We start from the raw sequence: 15,778 nt of genomic DNA on the forward strand, positions 1-15,778 counted from the left end.
AAGAAGGAGACAACGTCCATGAAACTCGTCAAGTCGCTGATCGCGCCGACGCTGGTCGCGATGGGCCTGCTGTCGGCAGGCCACGTCGCCGCGCAGGAAAAACTCACCGTCTGGTGGGTCAAGGGCTTCTACAAGGCGGAGGACGACGCGCTGTACGCCGCCATCAAGAAGTTCGAGGAGAAGAACAAGAACGTGAAGATCGAGCTGTCGCAGTACCCGATCCAGGACATGATCCCCAAGACCGTGTCCGCGCTCGACTCTGGCAGCCCGCCCGACGTGGCGTACGCCGACGTCTACGACTTCCAGGTCACCGGCAAGTGGGCCTACGACGGCAAGCTCGAAGACATCAGCAGCGTGCTCACGCCCATGAAGGACCGTTTCGCGCCCAACACGCTGGAGACCACCTACCTCTACAACGACCAGACCAAGAGCAAGGCGTACTACGCCTTCCCGATCAAGCAGCAGACGATGCACATCGAGTACTGGCGCGACATGCTGGCCGAGGCCGGGTTCAAGGAGTCCGACATCCCCACCGGATGGAAGGATTACTGGTCGTTCTGGTGCGAGAAGGTGCAGCCCGCAAGCCGCAAGGAAAGCGGCAAGCGCACCTTCGGCATCGGCATGCCGATGGGCGTGGATTCGAGCGATGCGTTCTATTCGTTCCTGACCTTCATGGACGCCTACAACGTCAAGCTGGTGGACGACAACGGCAAGCTGCTGGTGGACGACCCGAAGGTGCGCGCCGGCCTGATCGCCGCCATGACCGACTACACCACACCCTATCTCAAGGGCTGCACGCCGCCTTCTTCCACCAGCTGGAAGGACCCGGACAACAACGTCGCCTTCCACAACAAGACGACCGTGATGACGCACAACGCGACCATCTCCATCGCCGCCAAGTGGCTCGACGACTCGAACAACGCATCGCTCACTCCCGAGCAGCGTGAAGAGGCGCGCAAGAACTACACCGAGCGCATCCGCACGGCCGGTTTTCCGAACAAGCCCGATGGCGGCAAGATGGTCTACCGCACGGCGGTGAAGACCGGTGTGATCTTCAAGGACGCGAAGAACAAGGCCCGCGCCAAGGAGTTCGTGTCGTTCCTGATGCAGGAGGAAAACCTCACGCCGTACGTCGAGGGTTCGCTCGGCCGCTGGTTCCCGGTGACCAAGGCCGCGCAGCAGCGTGACTTCTGGAAGGCCGACCCGCACCGCCTCTCGGTCTACAACCAGTACGCGGCCGGCACCGTGACCTTCGAATTCACGAAGAACTACAAGTTCACCGTGCTGAACAACGAGAACGTCTGGGCCAAGGCCATGAGCCGCGTCGTGACCGACAAGGTGCCGGTGGACAAGGCGGTGGACGAGATGATCGCCCGCATCAAGACTGTGGCGGGGCAGTAAGCCGCGCACGCACGACACACGTTGCCAGCAACAACAGCAGCTGCATGCCATGAGCGCCACTGCCACCGCCGCCGCGTCGTCGACCACGTCGACGCCTGTCGTCAATCCCGGGGCGCGGCATGCGCGCTGGCAGTTCTGGGGCGCGGTCATGGTCGTGCCCTACCTGCTGGTGTTCGTGGTGTTCGTGCTGTACCCGGTGGGCTACGGCCTCTGGCTCGCCCGCCATCCGCAAAGCTACGTGAAGCTGGTCGAAGACCCGATCTTCTTCCGTTCCGTGATCAACACGGCCATCTTCCTGGTCGTGGCGATCAACCTCAAGATGCTCGTGGCGCTGGTGCTCTCGGGTTTCTTCGTGACATCGCGCTGGTGGATCAAGATCGTCTCGGCGATCTTCATCCTCCCGTGGGCGATGCCCTCCATTCCAACCATCCTGTCGATCCGCTTCATGCTCAACCCGGAGTGGGGCGTGATCAACAGCACCATCTTCCGCCTGACCGGCGCCGACGGCCCCAACTGGCTCAACGATCCTTCGCTGGCGCTGGCCTTCGCGATGCTCGTGCACATCTGGAAGTCGCTGCCGTTCTGGACGCTCATTCTCGTGGCCGGCCGCCTGGCCATTCCCACCGAGCAGTACGAGGCGGCTTCCGTCGACGGCGCCTCGTCGTGGCAGAAGTTCCGCTTCGTGAGCTGGCCCGCGCTCAAGACGCTCTACATCACCTCGCTCATCCTCTCGATGATCTGGACGCTGGGCGACTTCAACAGCGTGTACCTGCTGACCGGCGGCGGACCCGCCGACCTCACGCACGTGCTCGCCACGCTGGGCATCCGCTACCTGCGGCTCGACCAGGTCGACCTGTCGATGGCGTCCATCGTGGTGGCCATGCCGCTCGTATTGCCGCTCGTGTACTTCATGATGAAGAGGCTCTCGAAATGAGCCCCCACGTTCATCACTTCGTGTATTCACTGCCTCTCGAGGGGGCGTCCGCCCTCCTGGAGGCGGCTCGTCGGAGGGCGATATGAAGCGCTGGACCCCAAAAGCCGTGCTGACCGAGGCCCGGCTGCTGCTCATCGGCATCCCGGTGCTGCTGTGGACGCTGATCCCGGTCTACCACATGGTGCTGTTCGCGATCTCGTCGAAGGACTCCGCGACCTCGGGCCACCTGTGGCCCAAGAACCCGACGCTGGACAACTTCCGCATCGTGTTCCAGCAGAAGCACTTCTACCTCGACCACTTCTGGCTGCAGCTGTGGAACTCGCTGCTGATCGCGCTGTCGGTGGGCGTGCTCACGCTCTTCGTGGCGACCACGGCGGCGTTCGCCATCAGCCGGCTGCGTGTGCGCGGCGGGCGCACGGTGATGAACATGGCGCTGTTCACGTACTTCATCCCGGCCGCCTTCCTCGCGGTGCCCATGTACAAGACCATGGGCAACTACGGCCTGCTCAACAGCCAGTGGGCGCTGATCCTCGCGATGGTGACCATCGCCTCGCCGTACTGCATCTGGGTGCTGAAGCAGGCCTCCGACAAGCTGCCCTACGAGCTCGACGAGGCCGCGCGCATGGATGGTGCCTCGCCGCTGCAACTGTTCCGCCTCGTGTACCTGCCGCTGATGGTGCCCTCGCTGGTGGCCGTGGGCACGTACTCGCTGCTGCTGGCCTGGAACGAGTACCTCTATGCCTTCCTGCTGCTGTCGAACGACAAGAGCGTGACGCTGGCGGTGGCGCTGGGCAACTTCCTCTCGGCGGACGATTCGCCCTGGGAGCTGCTGATGGCCACCGGCCTCATCTACGCGCTGCCCCCGGCAGCCATCTACTACGCATTCAAACGCTACATGGTCGGCGGCATCACCGCCGGAGCGGTAAAGAGCTAACCCCCAGTCTTCGCGCACTTCGCGTCGCTTCGCCAACCGCCTTGCAGGGGGCGACATCAGCGGCCCGGCAAAGCCGGTGCCGCGGTGTTCCGCGCAGGACCCGAGGTGCAACGACACACTGAAGAGAGAGATTCCATGGCATCCGTATCCTTTCGCAATATCCAGAAATCCTTCGGCAAGGTCCAGATCATCAAGGGCCTGGGCTTCGACATCACCGACGGCGAGTTCGTCGTGCTGGTCGGCCCTTCGGGCTGCGGCAAGTCGACGCTGCTGCGCATGCTCGCGGGCCTGGAGGACATCAGCGGCGGCGAGATCGTCATCGACGGCCGCGTGGTCAACGACCTCGAGTCGAAGGACCGCGACATCGCCATGGTGTTCCAGAGCTATGCGCTCTATCCGCACATGACCGTGGGCGAGAACATGGGCTTCAGCCTGCGGCTGCGCAACGCCGACAAGTCGGTGACCGACGAGCGCGTGACCAAGGCCGCGAAGATCCTCAACCTCGACGCGCTGCTGGGCCGCTATCCGCGCGAGCTCTCGGGCGGCCAGCGCCAGCGCGTGGCCATGGGCCGGGCCATCGTGCGCGACCCGAAGGTGTTTCTCTTCGACGAGCCGCTGTCGAATCTCGACGCCAAGCTGCGCGTGGCGATGCGTGCCGAGATCAAGGCACTGCATCAACGGCTGAAGACCACCACCGTCTACGTCACGCACGACCAGATCGAGGCCATGACCATGGCCGACCGCATCGTCGTGATGCACGACGGCATCGTCGAGCAGATCGGCACGCCGCTGGACCTGTACGACCGGCCCGACAACCTGTTCGTCGCGCAGTTCATCGGCTCGCCGTCGATGAACGTCATCGAGGGCACGGTGCGGCGCTCGGGCGGCGAATGCTGGGTCGAGGCGCAGGGCGCGCGCTGGCCGGTTCCTGCCGCCACGTCGGCACCCGACGGCCAGCCGGTGCATTACGGCGTCAGGCCCGGCGACATGACGCTGGGCGGCGGATCGCACGGCGTCGAAGCCAGGGTCATCGTGGTCGAGCCCACCGGCGCCGAGACCGAGCTGCTGGTGCAGGTCGGCGAGGCAAGGCTGGTGCTCGCGGTGCACGGCCGCGTCGACGCCGGGCCCGACGCCATCGTGCGGCTGGCCATCGAATCGGAGAACGTGCACCTGTTCGATCGGCAGACCGGCCGCCGCATGGGCTGAACCTGATCGTGGCTACGTGCGCAGCCGCAGGAGGGCGCGCACGAAGCCGTGATCGGAGCGCGAGCGGTCGCGCCCTTCGTGCAGGTGGTCGTTGAAATAGTCGACGCGCCGCACGTCGCCCAGGCTGTGCCGGCTGGTGGCGACGAATTCCTCGCTCACGAAGATCTGGTCGAGCACCTCCGGGTAGCCCTGGTGGATGTGCGAGTAGGCCACGTCCTTCTTGAGCGCCGCCTCGCCCTGCATCTCGTAGGCGTTGAAAAGCGCCACGTCGCGCGCGGCCTTGTCGTAGGCCACCTCGGAGGTGGCGGCCACGAGCTGCGTGGTCACACTGTGCGGGTTGTCGTTGAAGTCGCCCATCACCACCAGCGGCACGTCCGTGCCCTGCAGCAGGTCGATCACGATGCAGCGCAGGGCGGCGGCTTCCGCGCCGCGCATCAGCAGCGAGCGAAGCGAGGCCATCACGCCCACCTTGCGGTCGTCGCGGTCCTCGAGGGGATTGCCTTGCGCGTCCTGCAGGAACTTGGGGCGCTTGGACTTCAGGTGCACCGTGAGCACGTGCACCTGCTGGCCGTGCTTCATGCGCACCGTGGCGAGCAGGGGCGGGCGTTCGAAGCGCGTGTGCGGGCCAAGGCCCGGCACCTCGACGCCGAAGCCTGGCGGGAAATCGCCGAAGGAACGGACCTCGTCCACCTTCAGCCGGGTCGCGATGCCCACGCGCGGCGTGCCCTGTGCGCCCGTTCTCGCAGGCGTGCCGGCGGGACTGCCGGGCGGCGGCGTGTTCTCCGCGCCGGGCACCGAGACGAAGTCGTAGCGCAGGCCGCTGCGCGCGATGGCGGCCTTCAGCGCCCCTTCGTCCCACACCTCCTGCACTGCCAGCACGTCGGCATTGAGCGCATGGAAGCGCTCGCCGGTCCACTCGATCTTCCGCTCGTACTCGCGCTCGGTGTAGGCGTCCTGGTTCTCGTAGTACGTCCGGTTCGGGTTCGCGAGGTTGAGAAGGTTGCAGGTGGCTACGAAGAGGGTGGCGTAGTTGGGTGGGATGTATTGCATGGCGTAACGATTGTGGCCCGGGCAGGGCGGTGCCGCGCCACCAATGAAAAAGGGCACCGAAGCGCCCTTGTTCTGGTTCCGGGCAGGCGTGCCGCCCGGATGGGTGTGCTTTGTCGCCTCAGCGGCCGAAAGAACGGCCACCGCCGCCACCGGAACGGCCGCCACCGCCGCCGTAGCCTCCACCACCCGAACGGCCACCACCGCCCGAACGGTTGCCGCCGTAGCCACCCCCACCGCCGCCACCCGGACGACCGCGTCCGCGGCCGCCGCCCATGTGGTCGACGCTGGTGCGCAACGGATCCGGCTGGCCTGCGCCGCCTGCGACCGCTTCGGCACGCAGGTGCGCGACCTGGTTGGCTTGCGTCGGACTGTGGCTGTTGCCGTGATGGCGCGGCTGGCGCTCGTCATGCGGCTGATGGGCTTGTTGATGCGGTGCATGGTGCGGCGCGCGTGCCGGACCTTGCGGGCCGCGGCCTTGCGGTGCGCGGCCACCCGGGCCGCGCGGGCCCTGGCCTTGTCCGCCGCCGTTGGCATTGCGGGCCTGGCCGCCACCCTGGCCCTGGCCACCGCCACGGCGCTGGCCGCCATTGCCGCCACCACCACCGTTGCCGCCGCCCTGGCCGGCCTTGTTCTCGCGGATGCGCTGCAGCATCTCGGTGCGGGCGGCCTTGGCGGCCGCCTGCATGACTTCGCGGCTCGGCGGACGGCCGGCGCCGCCCCAGATGGTCTGGCGACCCATGGCGATGGGCTCTGCGCGCTCGCCTTCCTCGGGGCCGAAGCCTTCGACGATCTGCACGGGAATCGTCTGCTTGGTGAAGCGCTCGATCTCCTGCATGAAGCCTTCTTCGTCCAGGCACACGAAGCTCACGGCCTCGCCGCTGGAGCCGGCGCGGCCCGTGCGGCCGATGCGGTGCACGTAGTCTTCGCTGACGTTGGGGATCTCGTAGTTCACGACGTGCGGCAGTTCGTCGATGTCGATGCCGCGGGCGGCGATGTCGGTGGCCACCAGCGCGCGGATCTCGCCGCTCTTGAAGCCGGCCAGTGCCTGCGTGCGGGCGCTCTGGCTCTTGTTGCCATGCAGCGCCATCGCCTCGATGCCGTTCTTGGTGAGGAATTCGGCCACGCTGTTGGCGCCGAACTTGGTGCGCGTGAACACGAGCACCTGGCTCCACTTGTTCTCGTTGATGATGTGCGCGAGCAGCGCCTTCTTCTTGCCGCGGCCCACGGGGTGGATCACCTGGGTGATGCGCTGCACCGTGGTGTTGCGCGGCGTGACCTGGATGCTCTGCGGGTTCTTCAGCAACGTGGCCGCGAGGTCGCGGATGTCGTCGCTGAAGGTGGCCGAGAACAGCAGGCTCTGCTTTTCCTTGGGCACCAGCGCAAGGATTTTCTTCACGTCGTGGATGAAGCCCATGTCGAGCATGCGGTCGGCTTCGTCCAGGATGAGCATCTGGACCTGGCCCAGGTCGAGCATGCCCTGCTGCTGCAGGTCGAGCAGGCGGCCGGGGGTGGCCACGAGGATGTCGACGCCCTTCTTGAGCTTGGCGATCTGCGGGTTCATGCCGACGCCGCCGAAGATCACGGTCGAGTCGAGCTGCAGGTACTTGCCGTAAGTGCGAACCGATTCCTCGACCTGGGCGGCGAGTTCGCGCGTGGGGGTCAGCACGAGGGCGCGAACGCCGGTGCCACCGAACTTGTTGGTGGCGCTGCGGCTCATGCTGAGCTTGTGCAGCATTGGCAGCGTGAAGGCGGCGGTCTTGCCGGTGCCGGTCTGGGCGCCGCCGAGCAGGTCGTGGCCCTCGAGCACCGCGGGGATGGCTTGCGCCTGGATGGGGGTGGGGGAGTCGTAGCCGTGCTCGTGCACAGCCTTCAAGATGGCGGGAGCCAGCTTCAGTTCGTCAAAATTCATTGGAAACAACAAGCGCCATACACGGCGCGGTGGCATCGGCCCGCCAGGCGTTTCTAGACAACGCCGAGCCAGTCAAGGCAGATGAGGATCAGGGGTGGGAGCCGGAAAGTCCGCCCTCGCAAAAGGGTTGAAATGGACCTTTCTTCGTCCCCGGCAGAGAGCCGGTGTTGCGGGCAACTGGACCCGGCAACGGAGCGTATTGTCGCATGAGTCGATAATCGGTGGTTTGCCGCGCCCGAATGCCTGCATTCCGGCGGCCGCGCATTCCTTCGAATCCCCGCTACCCAAGGTAACCAACCACACATGGCTCAATACGTCTATTCGATGAACCGTGTCAGCAAGACCGTGCCGCCCAAGCGGCAGATCTTGAAAGACATTTCGCTGTCCTTCTTCCCCGGCGCCAAGATCGGCGTGCTCGGCCTGAACGGCTCGGGCAAGTCCACGCTGCTCAAGATCATGGCGGGCGTCGACAAGGAAATCGAGGGCGAGGCGCTGCCCATGCCCGGCCTGACCATCGGCTACCTGGAGCAGGAGCCCAAGCTCAACCCCGAGCACACGGTGCGTGAATCGGTCGAGGAATCGATGGGCGCCGTCAACGCCGCCAAGAAGCGCCTTGAAGAGGTCTACGAGCTGTACGCAGCCGAAGATGCCGATTTCGACGCTCTTGCGGCCGAGCAGGCCGAGCTCGAAGCCATCATCGCCACGGCCGGCACCGACTCCGAGCACCAGCTCGAGATCGCCGCCGACGCCCTGCGCCTGCCGGCCTGGGACGCCAGGATCGGCGTGCTCTCCGGCGGCGAGAAGCGCCGCGTCGCGCTGTGCCGCCTGCTGCTGAGCAAGCCCGACATGCTGCTGCTCGACGAACCGACCAACCACCTGGACGCCGAATCGGTCGAGTGGCTCGAAGTGTTCCTGCAGCGCTTCCCGGGCACCGTGGTGGCCATCACCCACGATCGCTACTTCCTCGACAACGCCGCCGAGTGGATCCTCGAACTGGACCGCGGCCGCGGCATTCCATGGAAGGGCAATTACAGCACCTGGCTCGAGCAGAAGGGCGAGCGCCTGGCGCAGGAGCAGAAGAGCGAGGAAGCCCACGCCAAGGCCCTGAAGAAGGAACTCGAGTGGTCGCGCCAGAACCCGAAGGCACGCCAGGCCAAGAGCAAGTCGCGCCTGGCCCGCTTCGAGGAGCTGAGCGACGTCGAATACCAGAAGCGCAACGAAACTCAGGAAATCTTCATTCCCGTGGCCGAGCGACTGGGCAGCCAGGTGTTCGAGTTCAAGAACGTCAGCAAGTCCTTCGGCGACCGCATGCTGATCGACAACCTGAGCTTCAACGTGCCTGCGGGCGCCATCGTCGGCATCATCGGCCCGAACGGCGCCGGCAAGTCGACGCTGTTCAAGCTGCTGGCAGGCAAGGAAAAGCCGGATTCGGGCGAGGTCGTCATCGGCCAAACCGTGAAGATGGCCTTCGTCGACCAGTCGCGCGACGCGCTGGGCGACCAGAAGACCGTGTGGGAAGACATCTCGAACGGCCTGGACATCATCAACGTCGGCAAGTTCCAGATGGCCAGCCGCGCCTATGCGGGCCGCTTCAACTTCAACGGCGCCGACCAGCAGAAGAAGGTCGGCACGCTGTCGGGTGGTGAGCGCGGCCGCCTGCACCTGGCCAAGACGCTGATCGCCGGCGGCAACGTGCTGCTGCTCGACGAACCCTCGAACGACCTGGACGTGGAAACCCTGCGCGCGCTCGAAGACGCGCTGCTCGAATTCGCCGGCACGGTCATGGTGATCAGCCACGACCGCTGGTTCCTCGACCGCATCGCCACGCACATCCTCGCGGCCGAAGGCGACAGCCAGTGGACCTTCTTCGACGGCAACTACCAGGAGTACGAAGCCGACAAGAAGAAGCGCCTGGGCGAAGAAGGCGCGAAGCCCAAGCGCATGCGCTACAAGGCGCTGAAATAGGGCTCGCCCCCAGGCTGCGCGACACTTCGTGTCGCTTCGCCTACCCCCTGCAGGGGGCAACACCGGAGGCCCGGCAAAGCCGGCTCCGCGGTGTTCCCGGAATGGGCTCAGATCGCTTCGGCAACAGCGCGCGGTTCCTCCTGGGATCGCGCGCTTTTTTCATCCTCCGCCGCGAACACGTCGCGCGCCGCGAAGAGGCCGTTGAGCGCCGCCGGAAAGCCCGCGTACACCGCCATCTGCATGATGACCTCGACCACCTCGTCGCGCGTCACGCCCACGTTCAGCGCGCCCTGGATGTGCACCTTGAGCTGCGGCGCTGCGTTGCCAAGCGCGGTGAGCGCGGCCACCACGGCGATCTCGCGCGAGCGCAGGTCGAGGCCGGGGCGCGAGTAGATGTCGCCGAAGGGGAACTCGATCAGCAGGCGGGCGAAGTCGGGCGCGATGCCGGCCAGGCTTTCGACCACTTTCACGCCGCCTTCGCCGTCGATTTCATGAAGCTTTGCGAGGCCGCGCGCGTAGCGCAGGTTGTCGTCGTGGCCCTGGTCCTGTTGTGTGTTCGTCATTGCTCGTCTTTCCTTTCGGGGTAGTGCCCGATGAAGGAGGGCACTTCCTCGTCTTCTCGACCGCGCGGTAGTGGTCGATCTTGAGTGACAGCGCCTGCATCGATTGCTGCAGTGCCGCCACCCGGGCCTGGACTTCGGCAAGGTGCTCTTCGAGCATCTCGCGCCGCTGGCCGACGCTGGCGTCCCCCTGGCTTCGAAGCCTGGCGAAGGCCTGCATGCCCTGGATGGGCATGCCGGTCTCGCGCAGGCGCAACAGGAAAGCCAGCCACTCCATGTCGGCGCCCGCATAGCGGCGCTGGCCGCCGGGTGCGCGAGACACCGCCGCGATAAGCCCGATACGCTCGTAGTACCGCAGCGTGTGGGCCGTGAGGCCGGTTCGTTCTGCGACTTCCGCAATGGTCAGGCTGGTTTCCATGGCGTCGATTCTCGAAATTGGAGCGCGCTCTAAGTCAAGCGCTTTGTCGAACTATTTTTCAGGAGGCCTGCGGCAGCAGGTCGGCATCGATCCGGCCGCGCAGGCTGTTGACGAAGGCAAGGGCCTGCACGCGGGGCAGATCGTCCACGCGAACGACCGCTTCGCCGCGAAGGCTTGCAGAAGCACGGGCGCAACCGGCCCGCGCCGCCGGGCGGCTGTACGAAATCGACCGCGTGCGCAACGTGCTGGGCCGGACCTCGTCAGGTGGCATCGTTCGCGGCAGTCGTCGGGGCCGCTTCGGTCACGGCGCCCTGCGGCGTCCTGGCCAGCACCCTCTTTCGCACCGCGTAGATGTTGTTGCGCAGCGCATAGAGCTCGTCGGCGTACGACAGCGGCACCGCCACCTTGTTGACCACGCGGTCGAGCTGGTCGAGGTCTTCGAGCAGGTCTTTCTGCTCGCCCTTGTGCGCATCGACCTTCGCCTCGATGTCGCGCAGCCGCGCATACCAGCGGAAGACGCGCCGGCGCACGCGGAACTGGTACAGCGGCGGCACCACGCGGCTCAGCGGCAGCATCAGCACCAGCAGGCCGCCGAGCACCAGCCACATGCGTTCGACGAGGTTGCTGGCCCAGAAGGGCAGGTAGCGCTGCCACACCGGCGGCGTGCCGTTGATGGCGCGGTCGCCCTCGGGGCTCACCGGCAGTTCGCTGGTGCGGGTGTTGGGGAAGTCGCGCGCCCGGTTGAACCAGCCGGCGCCGCTGTGCACTGTCTGCGCGGCCTGCGCGAAGAGCTGGCGCAGCGCGGGGTGGGTCTCGTCGCGCGACAGCAGCGAGGTGGTGGCCGCGAGCAGTGACACGTCGTGCGGCGGCAAGTCCTTCGACAGGTCGATCATCCCGCGCGACAGCGTCACGGCCGAGAGGAAGGGAAAGCGCCGCGAGTAGGCGTCGGCCTGCCCGAAGTCCATGAGCTTGATCGAGTCTGACCGCAGCAGCCGCTGCACCTGCGGCGACTGCGGCGCGGAAGACAGCACGATGGCGTCGAGGAGGCCGGCCTCCAGCGCCTCGGCGGCCGAGGCCTGCTCCAGGTTCGACAGCAGCAGGTCGTCGGGGCCGAGCTTGTTGGCCTTGAGCATGCGCTCCATGATGTCGGGCAGCCCGCTGCCGGGCAGGTCGACGTTGACGCGCAGGCCGCGCAACTGGGTGAGCGAGGTCAGCGTGGCCGTCTTGCGGTCGATCTTCTGCGCGGTGTCGGTGCGGTAGAAGAGCCAGATGGGCTCGTAGAACAGGCTGCCCAGCGAGGTGAGTCCGGCTTCCTCGTCGGCCACCGGGTCGGCGCTGCCGCCGCGCACGAAGCCCACGTCGGCGCCCCCGGTGCGCAGCAGCTGCAGGTTCTCGGTCGAGCCCGAGGTGGGCTTGAGTTCCACCTCGATGCCGTTGTGCCTGAGCGCCTCGGCATAGCGCTTGCCGAACTGGGCGTAGGCGCTGCCCGTGGGGCCGGTGGCCAGCGTCACGTGCTTGGGCGGCTGCGGCTGCAGCCACCAGTAGGCCGCGACCAGCAGCCCCACGACGATGAACAGGATCGGCCCCGCCGAAGCGATCAGGTCGCGGATCGACAGCAGTATCAGCTTCAGGGTCCTGGGGAACGCCATGGTTGTGCCTCCCCTGGTCAGCCGCGCGCCTTGCCGAGGTCCGCGGCGCAGGGAATGTGCAGCTCGTCCACCGTCACGCTGCGCGCGGCCTGCACCGCGCGCAGCGTGGCGATGGCGACGACCTCGGCGGCCATGGTGCTAAGCACCGTCATGCCGGGCGCGTCGCCCTCCAGCGGCACGCGGCCGGTGGCCAGTGCGAACAGGGTGTCGCCGTCGCTCATGGTGTGCACCGGGTTGACGGAGCGCGCCAGCCCATCGTGCGCGACCATGGCGAGGCGGTTGGCCTGCACCTTGGTCAGCACCGCGTCGGTGGCGATCACGCCGATGGTGGTGTTGGTGCCCGCGAGCAGCGGCTTGGGGCTCAGGCCCCGCAGCAGGGCGCGGCGGGTGTCGAGCAGGGCCTTGCCGTCCTCGGTGCGCGCGCCCGCCACGGGCTGGCCGGTGTCGGGGTCGATCACGTCGCCCAGCGGATTCGCCGCGATGATCGCGCCCACGGTGACGCCTCCCACCTTGACCGATGCGGTGCCGACGCCGCCCTTCATCGCGCGATGCACGCCGAAGAGCTTGCCCACCAGTGCGCCGGTGCCGGCGCCCACGTTGCCCTCGGCGGGTGCGCCGGTACTGGCGGCCTCGCAGGCCGCATAGCCGGCGGCCGCGTCGGGTCGGATGCGCGCGTCGCCCATGGGCAGGTCGAACAGCACCGCGGCCGGCACGATCGGCAGGGTGCCGAAGCGCACGTCCATGCCGATGCCGCGCTCCTCCATCCAGCGCATCGCGCCTTCGGCCGCAGCGAGGCCCCAGGCGCTGCCGCCCGCGAGCATCACCGCGTGCACCTGCTGCACGAGGTTGCCGGGCGAGAGCAGGTCGGTCTCGCGCGTGCCGGGCGCGGCGCCGCGCACGTCCACGCCGGCCACGGCGCCTTCGCGCGCCATGATCACGGTGCAGCCGGTGGGGCGGCGCGTCTCGGTGAAATGGCCGACCTCGATGCCGGCGACGTCGGTGATGGCACCGGCGGAATGGGAGAAAGTGGATGACTGGGCTGACATGGCGGCCGATTATGAGACCGCACCCTCTACGATCGCCCTCCATGACGGTTGCAAGAAGTTTCTCTTTCCCCGGCGGGACTCGCCACGTGGTGGTGATCGGCGCGGGCGCGGTCGGCAGCGCCACGGCCATCGAGGCGCTGCGCGCGGGTCTGCGCGTGACGGTGCTGGAGCCCGGCGAGCCCGGCGGCCCGCATGCCACCAGCTACGGCAATGCCGGCTGGCTCTCGTCGCACTCGGTGGTGCCGCCCGCGCTGCCGGGCGCATGGCGCAAGGTGCCGGGCTGGCTGGCCGATCCGCTCGGGCCGCTGGCCCTGCGCTGGCGCTACCTGCCGCGCGCCTTGCCGTGGCTGCTGCGCTACCTGGCCTCGGGCTGGACCGAGGCGCGCGTGCAGCGCACGGCGGACGCGCTGCGCACGCTGCTGTCGGACGCGCCGGCGCTGCATGCGCAACTGGCCGCCGAGGCCGGCGTGCCGCAGCTCATCGAGCGGCGCGGGCTGCTCCACGCCTACCGCTCGCGTACCGAGTTCGAGGGCGACGCGCTCGGCTGGCGCGTGCGCCGGCGCACCGGCGTGCAGTGGGAGGAATGGCCGCTGGACGAACTGCGCCGCCGCGAGCCCGACCTGGATGCGCGCTACACGCTCGGCATCTTCGTGCCCGAGGCCGGCCACTGCCGCGACCCGGGCCGCTACGTGGCCGCGCTGGCACGGCATGCGCTCGACGCGGGCGCTGAGCGCATTGCGGCTCGCGCGACTGGTTTCCGCATCGAGGGCGGCCGGCTGCGAGCCGTGCTCACCGATACCGGCGAGATCGCCTGCGACGCCGCTGCCATCTGTGCCGGCGCCCGCTCGGGCCCGCTGGCGGCGGCGGCCGGCTCGGCGGTGCCGCTGGAATCGGAGCGCGGCTACCACGTGGTCGTCGAAGACGCCAAGGCCGGCCCGCGCACGCCGACCATGGTGGCCGACGGCAAGCTCATCGCTCACTGGATGGACGGCGGCCTGCGCGCGGCAGGGCAGGTGGAGATCGCGGGCCTCGAAGCCGCGCCGGACTGGCGCCGCGCCGAAATCCTGCACGCGCATCTGCAATCGATGTTTCCCTCGCTCGCACCAGCCGCCCCGGGCTCGGCCTCGGTGAAGCACTGGCTGGGGCATCGCCCGAGCCTGCCCGACGGCCTGCCCTGCATCGGCCCGTCAGGTGCCAGCGCCGACATCGTGCTCGCCTTCGGGCACGGCCACGTCGGCCTGTGCGGTTCGGCGCGCACGGGCAGGCTGGCTGCGCAACTGCTCGCAGGTGCCGCGCCGGAGATCGCGCTGGCGCCCTTCGACCCGGCGCGCTTCCGGCGATAGCCTCAATTCGCCGGCGCGATCGACAGCACCGTGAGCGCGCCGTCGACCTTGTCGGCGGTGAACTGCACCTTGTCACCCGGCTTCACCTTGGACAGCAGCGCGGGGTCGCTCACGCGGAAGACCATCGTCATGCCGGTCATCTCGAGGTTGGGAATGTCGCCGTGCTTCAGCGTGATCTTCTTCGCGTCGAGGTCGACCTTGCGCACCTCGCCCTCGACAGAGGGCAGGGCGGCCTGAGCGAAGGCCGCGGCGGCGAGCAGGGCGGCGGAGAGGGCGGTGAACAGTTTCTTCATGATGAATGTGCTTTCCTTGTCTGGGTGGTTCGAGGATCGATTCAGCGATAGCTCTGGTAGACGCGCGTGCTGCCATCGGCCAACACCAGCAGCACGTCGTAGGGATCGCGCTGGTCGCCATAGGCGGGGCCGTCCATGCCCGGCGAGCCGACCGGCATGCCGGGCACGGCAAGGCCGACAGCCTTGGGCTTTTCCTTCAGCAGCCGTTGCACTTCGCGCGCGGGCACGTGGCCTTCGATGGCATAGCCGCCCACGAGGCCCGTGTGGCACGAGCCCAGCTTGGCGGGCATGCCGAGCCGGGTGCGCGCCGCCGTGTTGCCTTCGTCGTGCACACGCGTGGCGAAGCCGTTCTTGTTGAGATGCTTCACCCAGTCCTGGCAGCAGCCGCAGTTCGGGTCTTTCCAGATCTCGACCATCGGCGCCGCGGCCAGCGCGGTGGTCGAGGCGAAAGGCATGGCGGTGGAAGCCAATGCCAGCAACACGCGTCTTCTCTTCATGGGGGTCTCCTTCAGGATTTGTTGCCGCCGGTGGCGGCAGGCAGCACACGGACGCGGCCTGCCATGCCGAGTTCGTAGTGGTCCTTCACGAGGCAGGCGAAGTCGAAGTCGCCGGCGCGGTTGAAGGTCCAGACCATGCTGCCGGTCTTGCCGGCGGGCACGTGGACCATCCATGGATCGTCGTGCTCCATGTCCGGAAACTTCTTCATCATGGCCGCGTGGGCCTCGATCTCGGCGGTGGTGCCGAGCACCAGTTCGTGCAGCTCCTTGCCGCGGTTCTTCAGCCGCAGGCGGACGGTGTCGCCCTCGCGCACCTCGATGACCGAGGGCGTGAAGCTCATGTCGTCGGCCATCGCGATGTCGATGGTCCGTTTCACCGCGCTGCTCTTGCCGGCGATGCCCCAGGGCTTCTGCTCGGGGGCGAGCTCGGCGGCACCCTTGGGCTTGGGTTTGTTGTGGGCCTCGTGGGCCAGCGAGGCCGTGGCCGCTGCCGCGAGCACGAGGCCCGTGGCGATGGACTTGATGAGACAACGAAGAAGGCAATGTCAACCCACCGAGCGCCCCGAAAGAGCC

15 protein-coding genes are annotated in these 15,778 nt (G+C 67.5%); 6 read left to right on the top strand and 9 right to left on the bottom strand.

Translation table 11 applies throughout. The features are described 5' to 3' along the window. Positions 1-18 precede the first annotated feature (18 nt). The 4 genes from QMO14_RS18405 (at position 19) to QMO14_RS18420 (ending at position 4,475) form a co-directional block, all read left to right on the top strand. Entirely contained in the window at positions 19-1,401 is a 1,383-nt protein-coding gene (locus tag QMO14_RS18405; RefSeq protein WP_301508877.1) for an ABC transporter substrate-binding protein, read from the top strand. A 49-nt stretch (positions 1,402-1,450) separates the two neighbouring features. Beyond that, positions 1,451-2,335, top strand: coding sequence for a carbohydrate ABC transporter permease (locus QMO14_RS18410; RefSeq protein ID WP_301508878.1), 885 nt, complete (start codon positions 1,451-1,453; stop codon positions 2,333-2,335). An 82-nt stretch (positions 2,336-2,417) separates the two neighbouring features. Beyond that, positions 2,418-3,269 carry a carbohydrate ABC transporter permease gene (locus QMO14_RS18415; RefSeq protein ID WP_301508879.1) on the top strand — a complete coding sequence of 284 codons (852 nt, stop codon included), beginning with the start codon at positions 2,418-2,420 and terminating at the stop codon, positions 3,267-3,269. Positions 3,270-3,404: 135 nt separating this feature from the next. Next, on the top strand, positions 3,405-4,475 hold the full coding sequence (locus tag QMO14_RS18420; RefSeq protein WP_301508880.1) for an ABC transporter ATP-binding protein: 1,071 nt from the start codon (positions 3,405-3,407) through the stop codon (positions 4,473-4,475). 12 nt (positions 4,476-4,487) lie between these two features. On the opposite strand, the gene QMO14_RS18425 is transcribed toward QMO14_RS18420, so the two are convergent. Next, the gene (locus QMO14_RS18425) at positions 4,488-5,525 is read right to left on the bottom strand and encodes an endonuclease/exonuclease/phosphatase family protein (protein ID WP_301508882.1); all 1,038 of its coding nucleotides are present in this window, start codon (positions 5,523-5,525) and stop codon (positions 4,488-4,490) included. Positions 5,526-5,643: 118 nt separating this feature from the next. Next, on the bottom strand, positions 5,644-7,434 hold the full coding sequence (locus tag QMO14_RS18430) for a DEAD/DEAH box helicase (protein ID WP_301508884.1): 1,791 nt from the start codon (positions 7,432-7,434) through the stop codon (positions 5,644-5,646). Between the two features lie 303 nt (positions 7,435-7,737). Here QMO14_RS18430 and ettA point away from each other — a divergent pair, with 303 nt between their 5' ends. Further along, positions 7,738-9,399, top strand: a complete 1,662-nt coding sequence (ettA, locus tag QMO14_RS18435; RefSeq protein ID WP_301508885.1) for an energy-dependent translational throttle protein EttA — start codon at positions 7,738-7,740, stop codon at positions 9,397-9,399. Between the two features lie 107 nt (positions 9,400-9,506). On the opposite strand, the gene QMO14_RS18440 is transcribed toward ettA, so the two are convergent. The 4 genes from QMO14_RS18440 to QMO14_RS18455 all read right to left on the bottom strand — a co-directional run bounded on the left by QMO14_RS18440 (position 9,507) and on the right by QMO14_RS18455 (position 13,072). Next, entirely contained in the window at positions 9,507-9,962 is a 456-nt protein-coding gene (locus QMO14_RS18440) for a carboxymuconolactone decarboxylase family protein (protein WP_301508886.1), read from the bottom strand. Continuing rightward, positions 9,889-10,377, bottom strand: a complete 489-nt coding sequence (locus QMO14_RS18445; protein WP_301508887.1) for a MerR family transcriptional regulator — start codon at positions 10,375-10,377, stop codon at positions 9,889-9,891. The genes QMO14_RS18440 and QMO14_RS18445 overlap by 74 nt, the downstream gene beginning before the upstream one ends. A gap of 260 nt (positions 10,378-10,637) precedes the next feature. Continuing rightward, positions 10,638-12,026, bottom strand: coding sequence for a TAXI family TRAP transporter solute-binding subunit (locus QMO14_RS18450; protein WP_301508888.1), 1,389 nt, complete (start codon positions 12,024-12,026; stop codon positions 10,638-10,640). 17 nt (positions 12,027-12,043) lie between these two features. Further along, on the bottom strand, positions 12,044-13,072 hold the full coding sequence (locus tag QMO14_RS18455) for a P1 family peptidase (protein WP_301508889.1): 1,029 nt from the start codon (positions 13,070-13,072) through the stop codon (positions 12,044-12,046). A gap of 41 nt (positions 13,073-13,113) precedes the next feature. Here QMO14_RS18455 and QMO14_RS18460 point away from each other — a divergent pair, with 41 nt between their 5' ends. Beyond that, a complete protein-coding gene (locus QMO14_RS18460; RefSeq protein ID WP_301508890.1) occupies positions 13,114-14,415 on the top strand; it encodes an FAD-binding oxidoreductase in 1,302 nt (433 codons plus the stop codon). A gap of 2 nt (positions 14,416-14,417) precedes the next feature. On the opposite strand, the gene QMO14_RS18465 is transcribed toward QMO14_RS18460, so the two are convergent. Genes QMO14_RS18465 through QMO14_RS18475 form a run of 3 tightly spaced genes read right to left on the bottom strand, consistent with a single transcriptional unit; the run spans position 14,418 to position 15,705 of the window. After that, positions 14,418-14,708, bottom strand: coding sequence for a copper-binding protein (locus QMO14_RS18465; RefSeq protein ID WP_301508891.1), 291 nt, complete (start codon positions 14,706-14,708; stop codon positions 14,418-14,420). Between the two features lie 41 nt (positions 14,709-14,749). Continuing rightward, entirely contained in the window at positions 14,750-15,205 is a 456-nt protein-coding gene (locus QMO14_RS18470; RefSeq protein WP_301508892.1) for a DUF411 domain-containing protein, read from the bottom strand. Positions 15,206-15,216: 11 nt separating this feature from the next. Next, positions 15,217-15,705, bottom strand: a complete 489-nt coding sequence (locus QMO14_RS18475) for a cupredoxin family protein (RefSeq protein WP_301508893.1) — start codon at positions 15,703-15,705, stop codon at positions 15,217-15,219. Positions 15,706-15,778 lie beyond the last annotated feature (73 nt).

This window comes from Variovorax sp. CAN15, assembly GCF_030462475.1.
Classification (GTDB): domain Bacteria; phylum Pseudomonadota; class Gammaproteobacteria; order Burkholderiales; family Burkholderiaceae_C; genus Variovorax.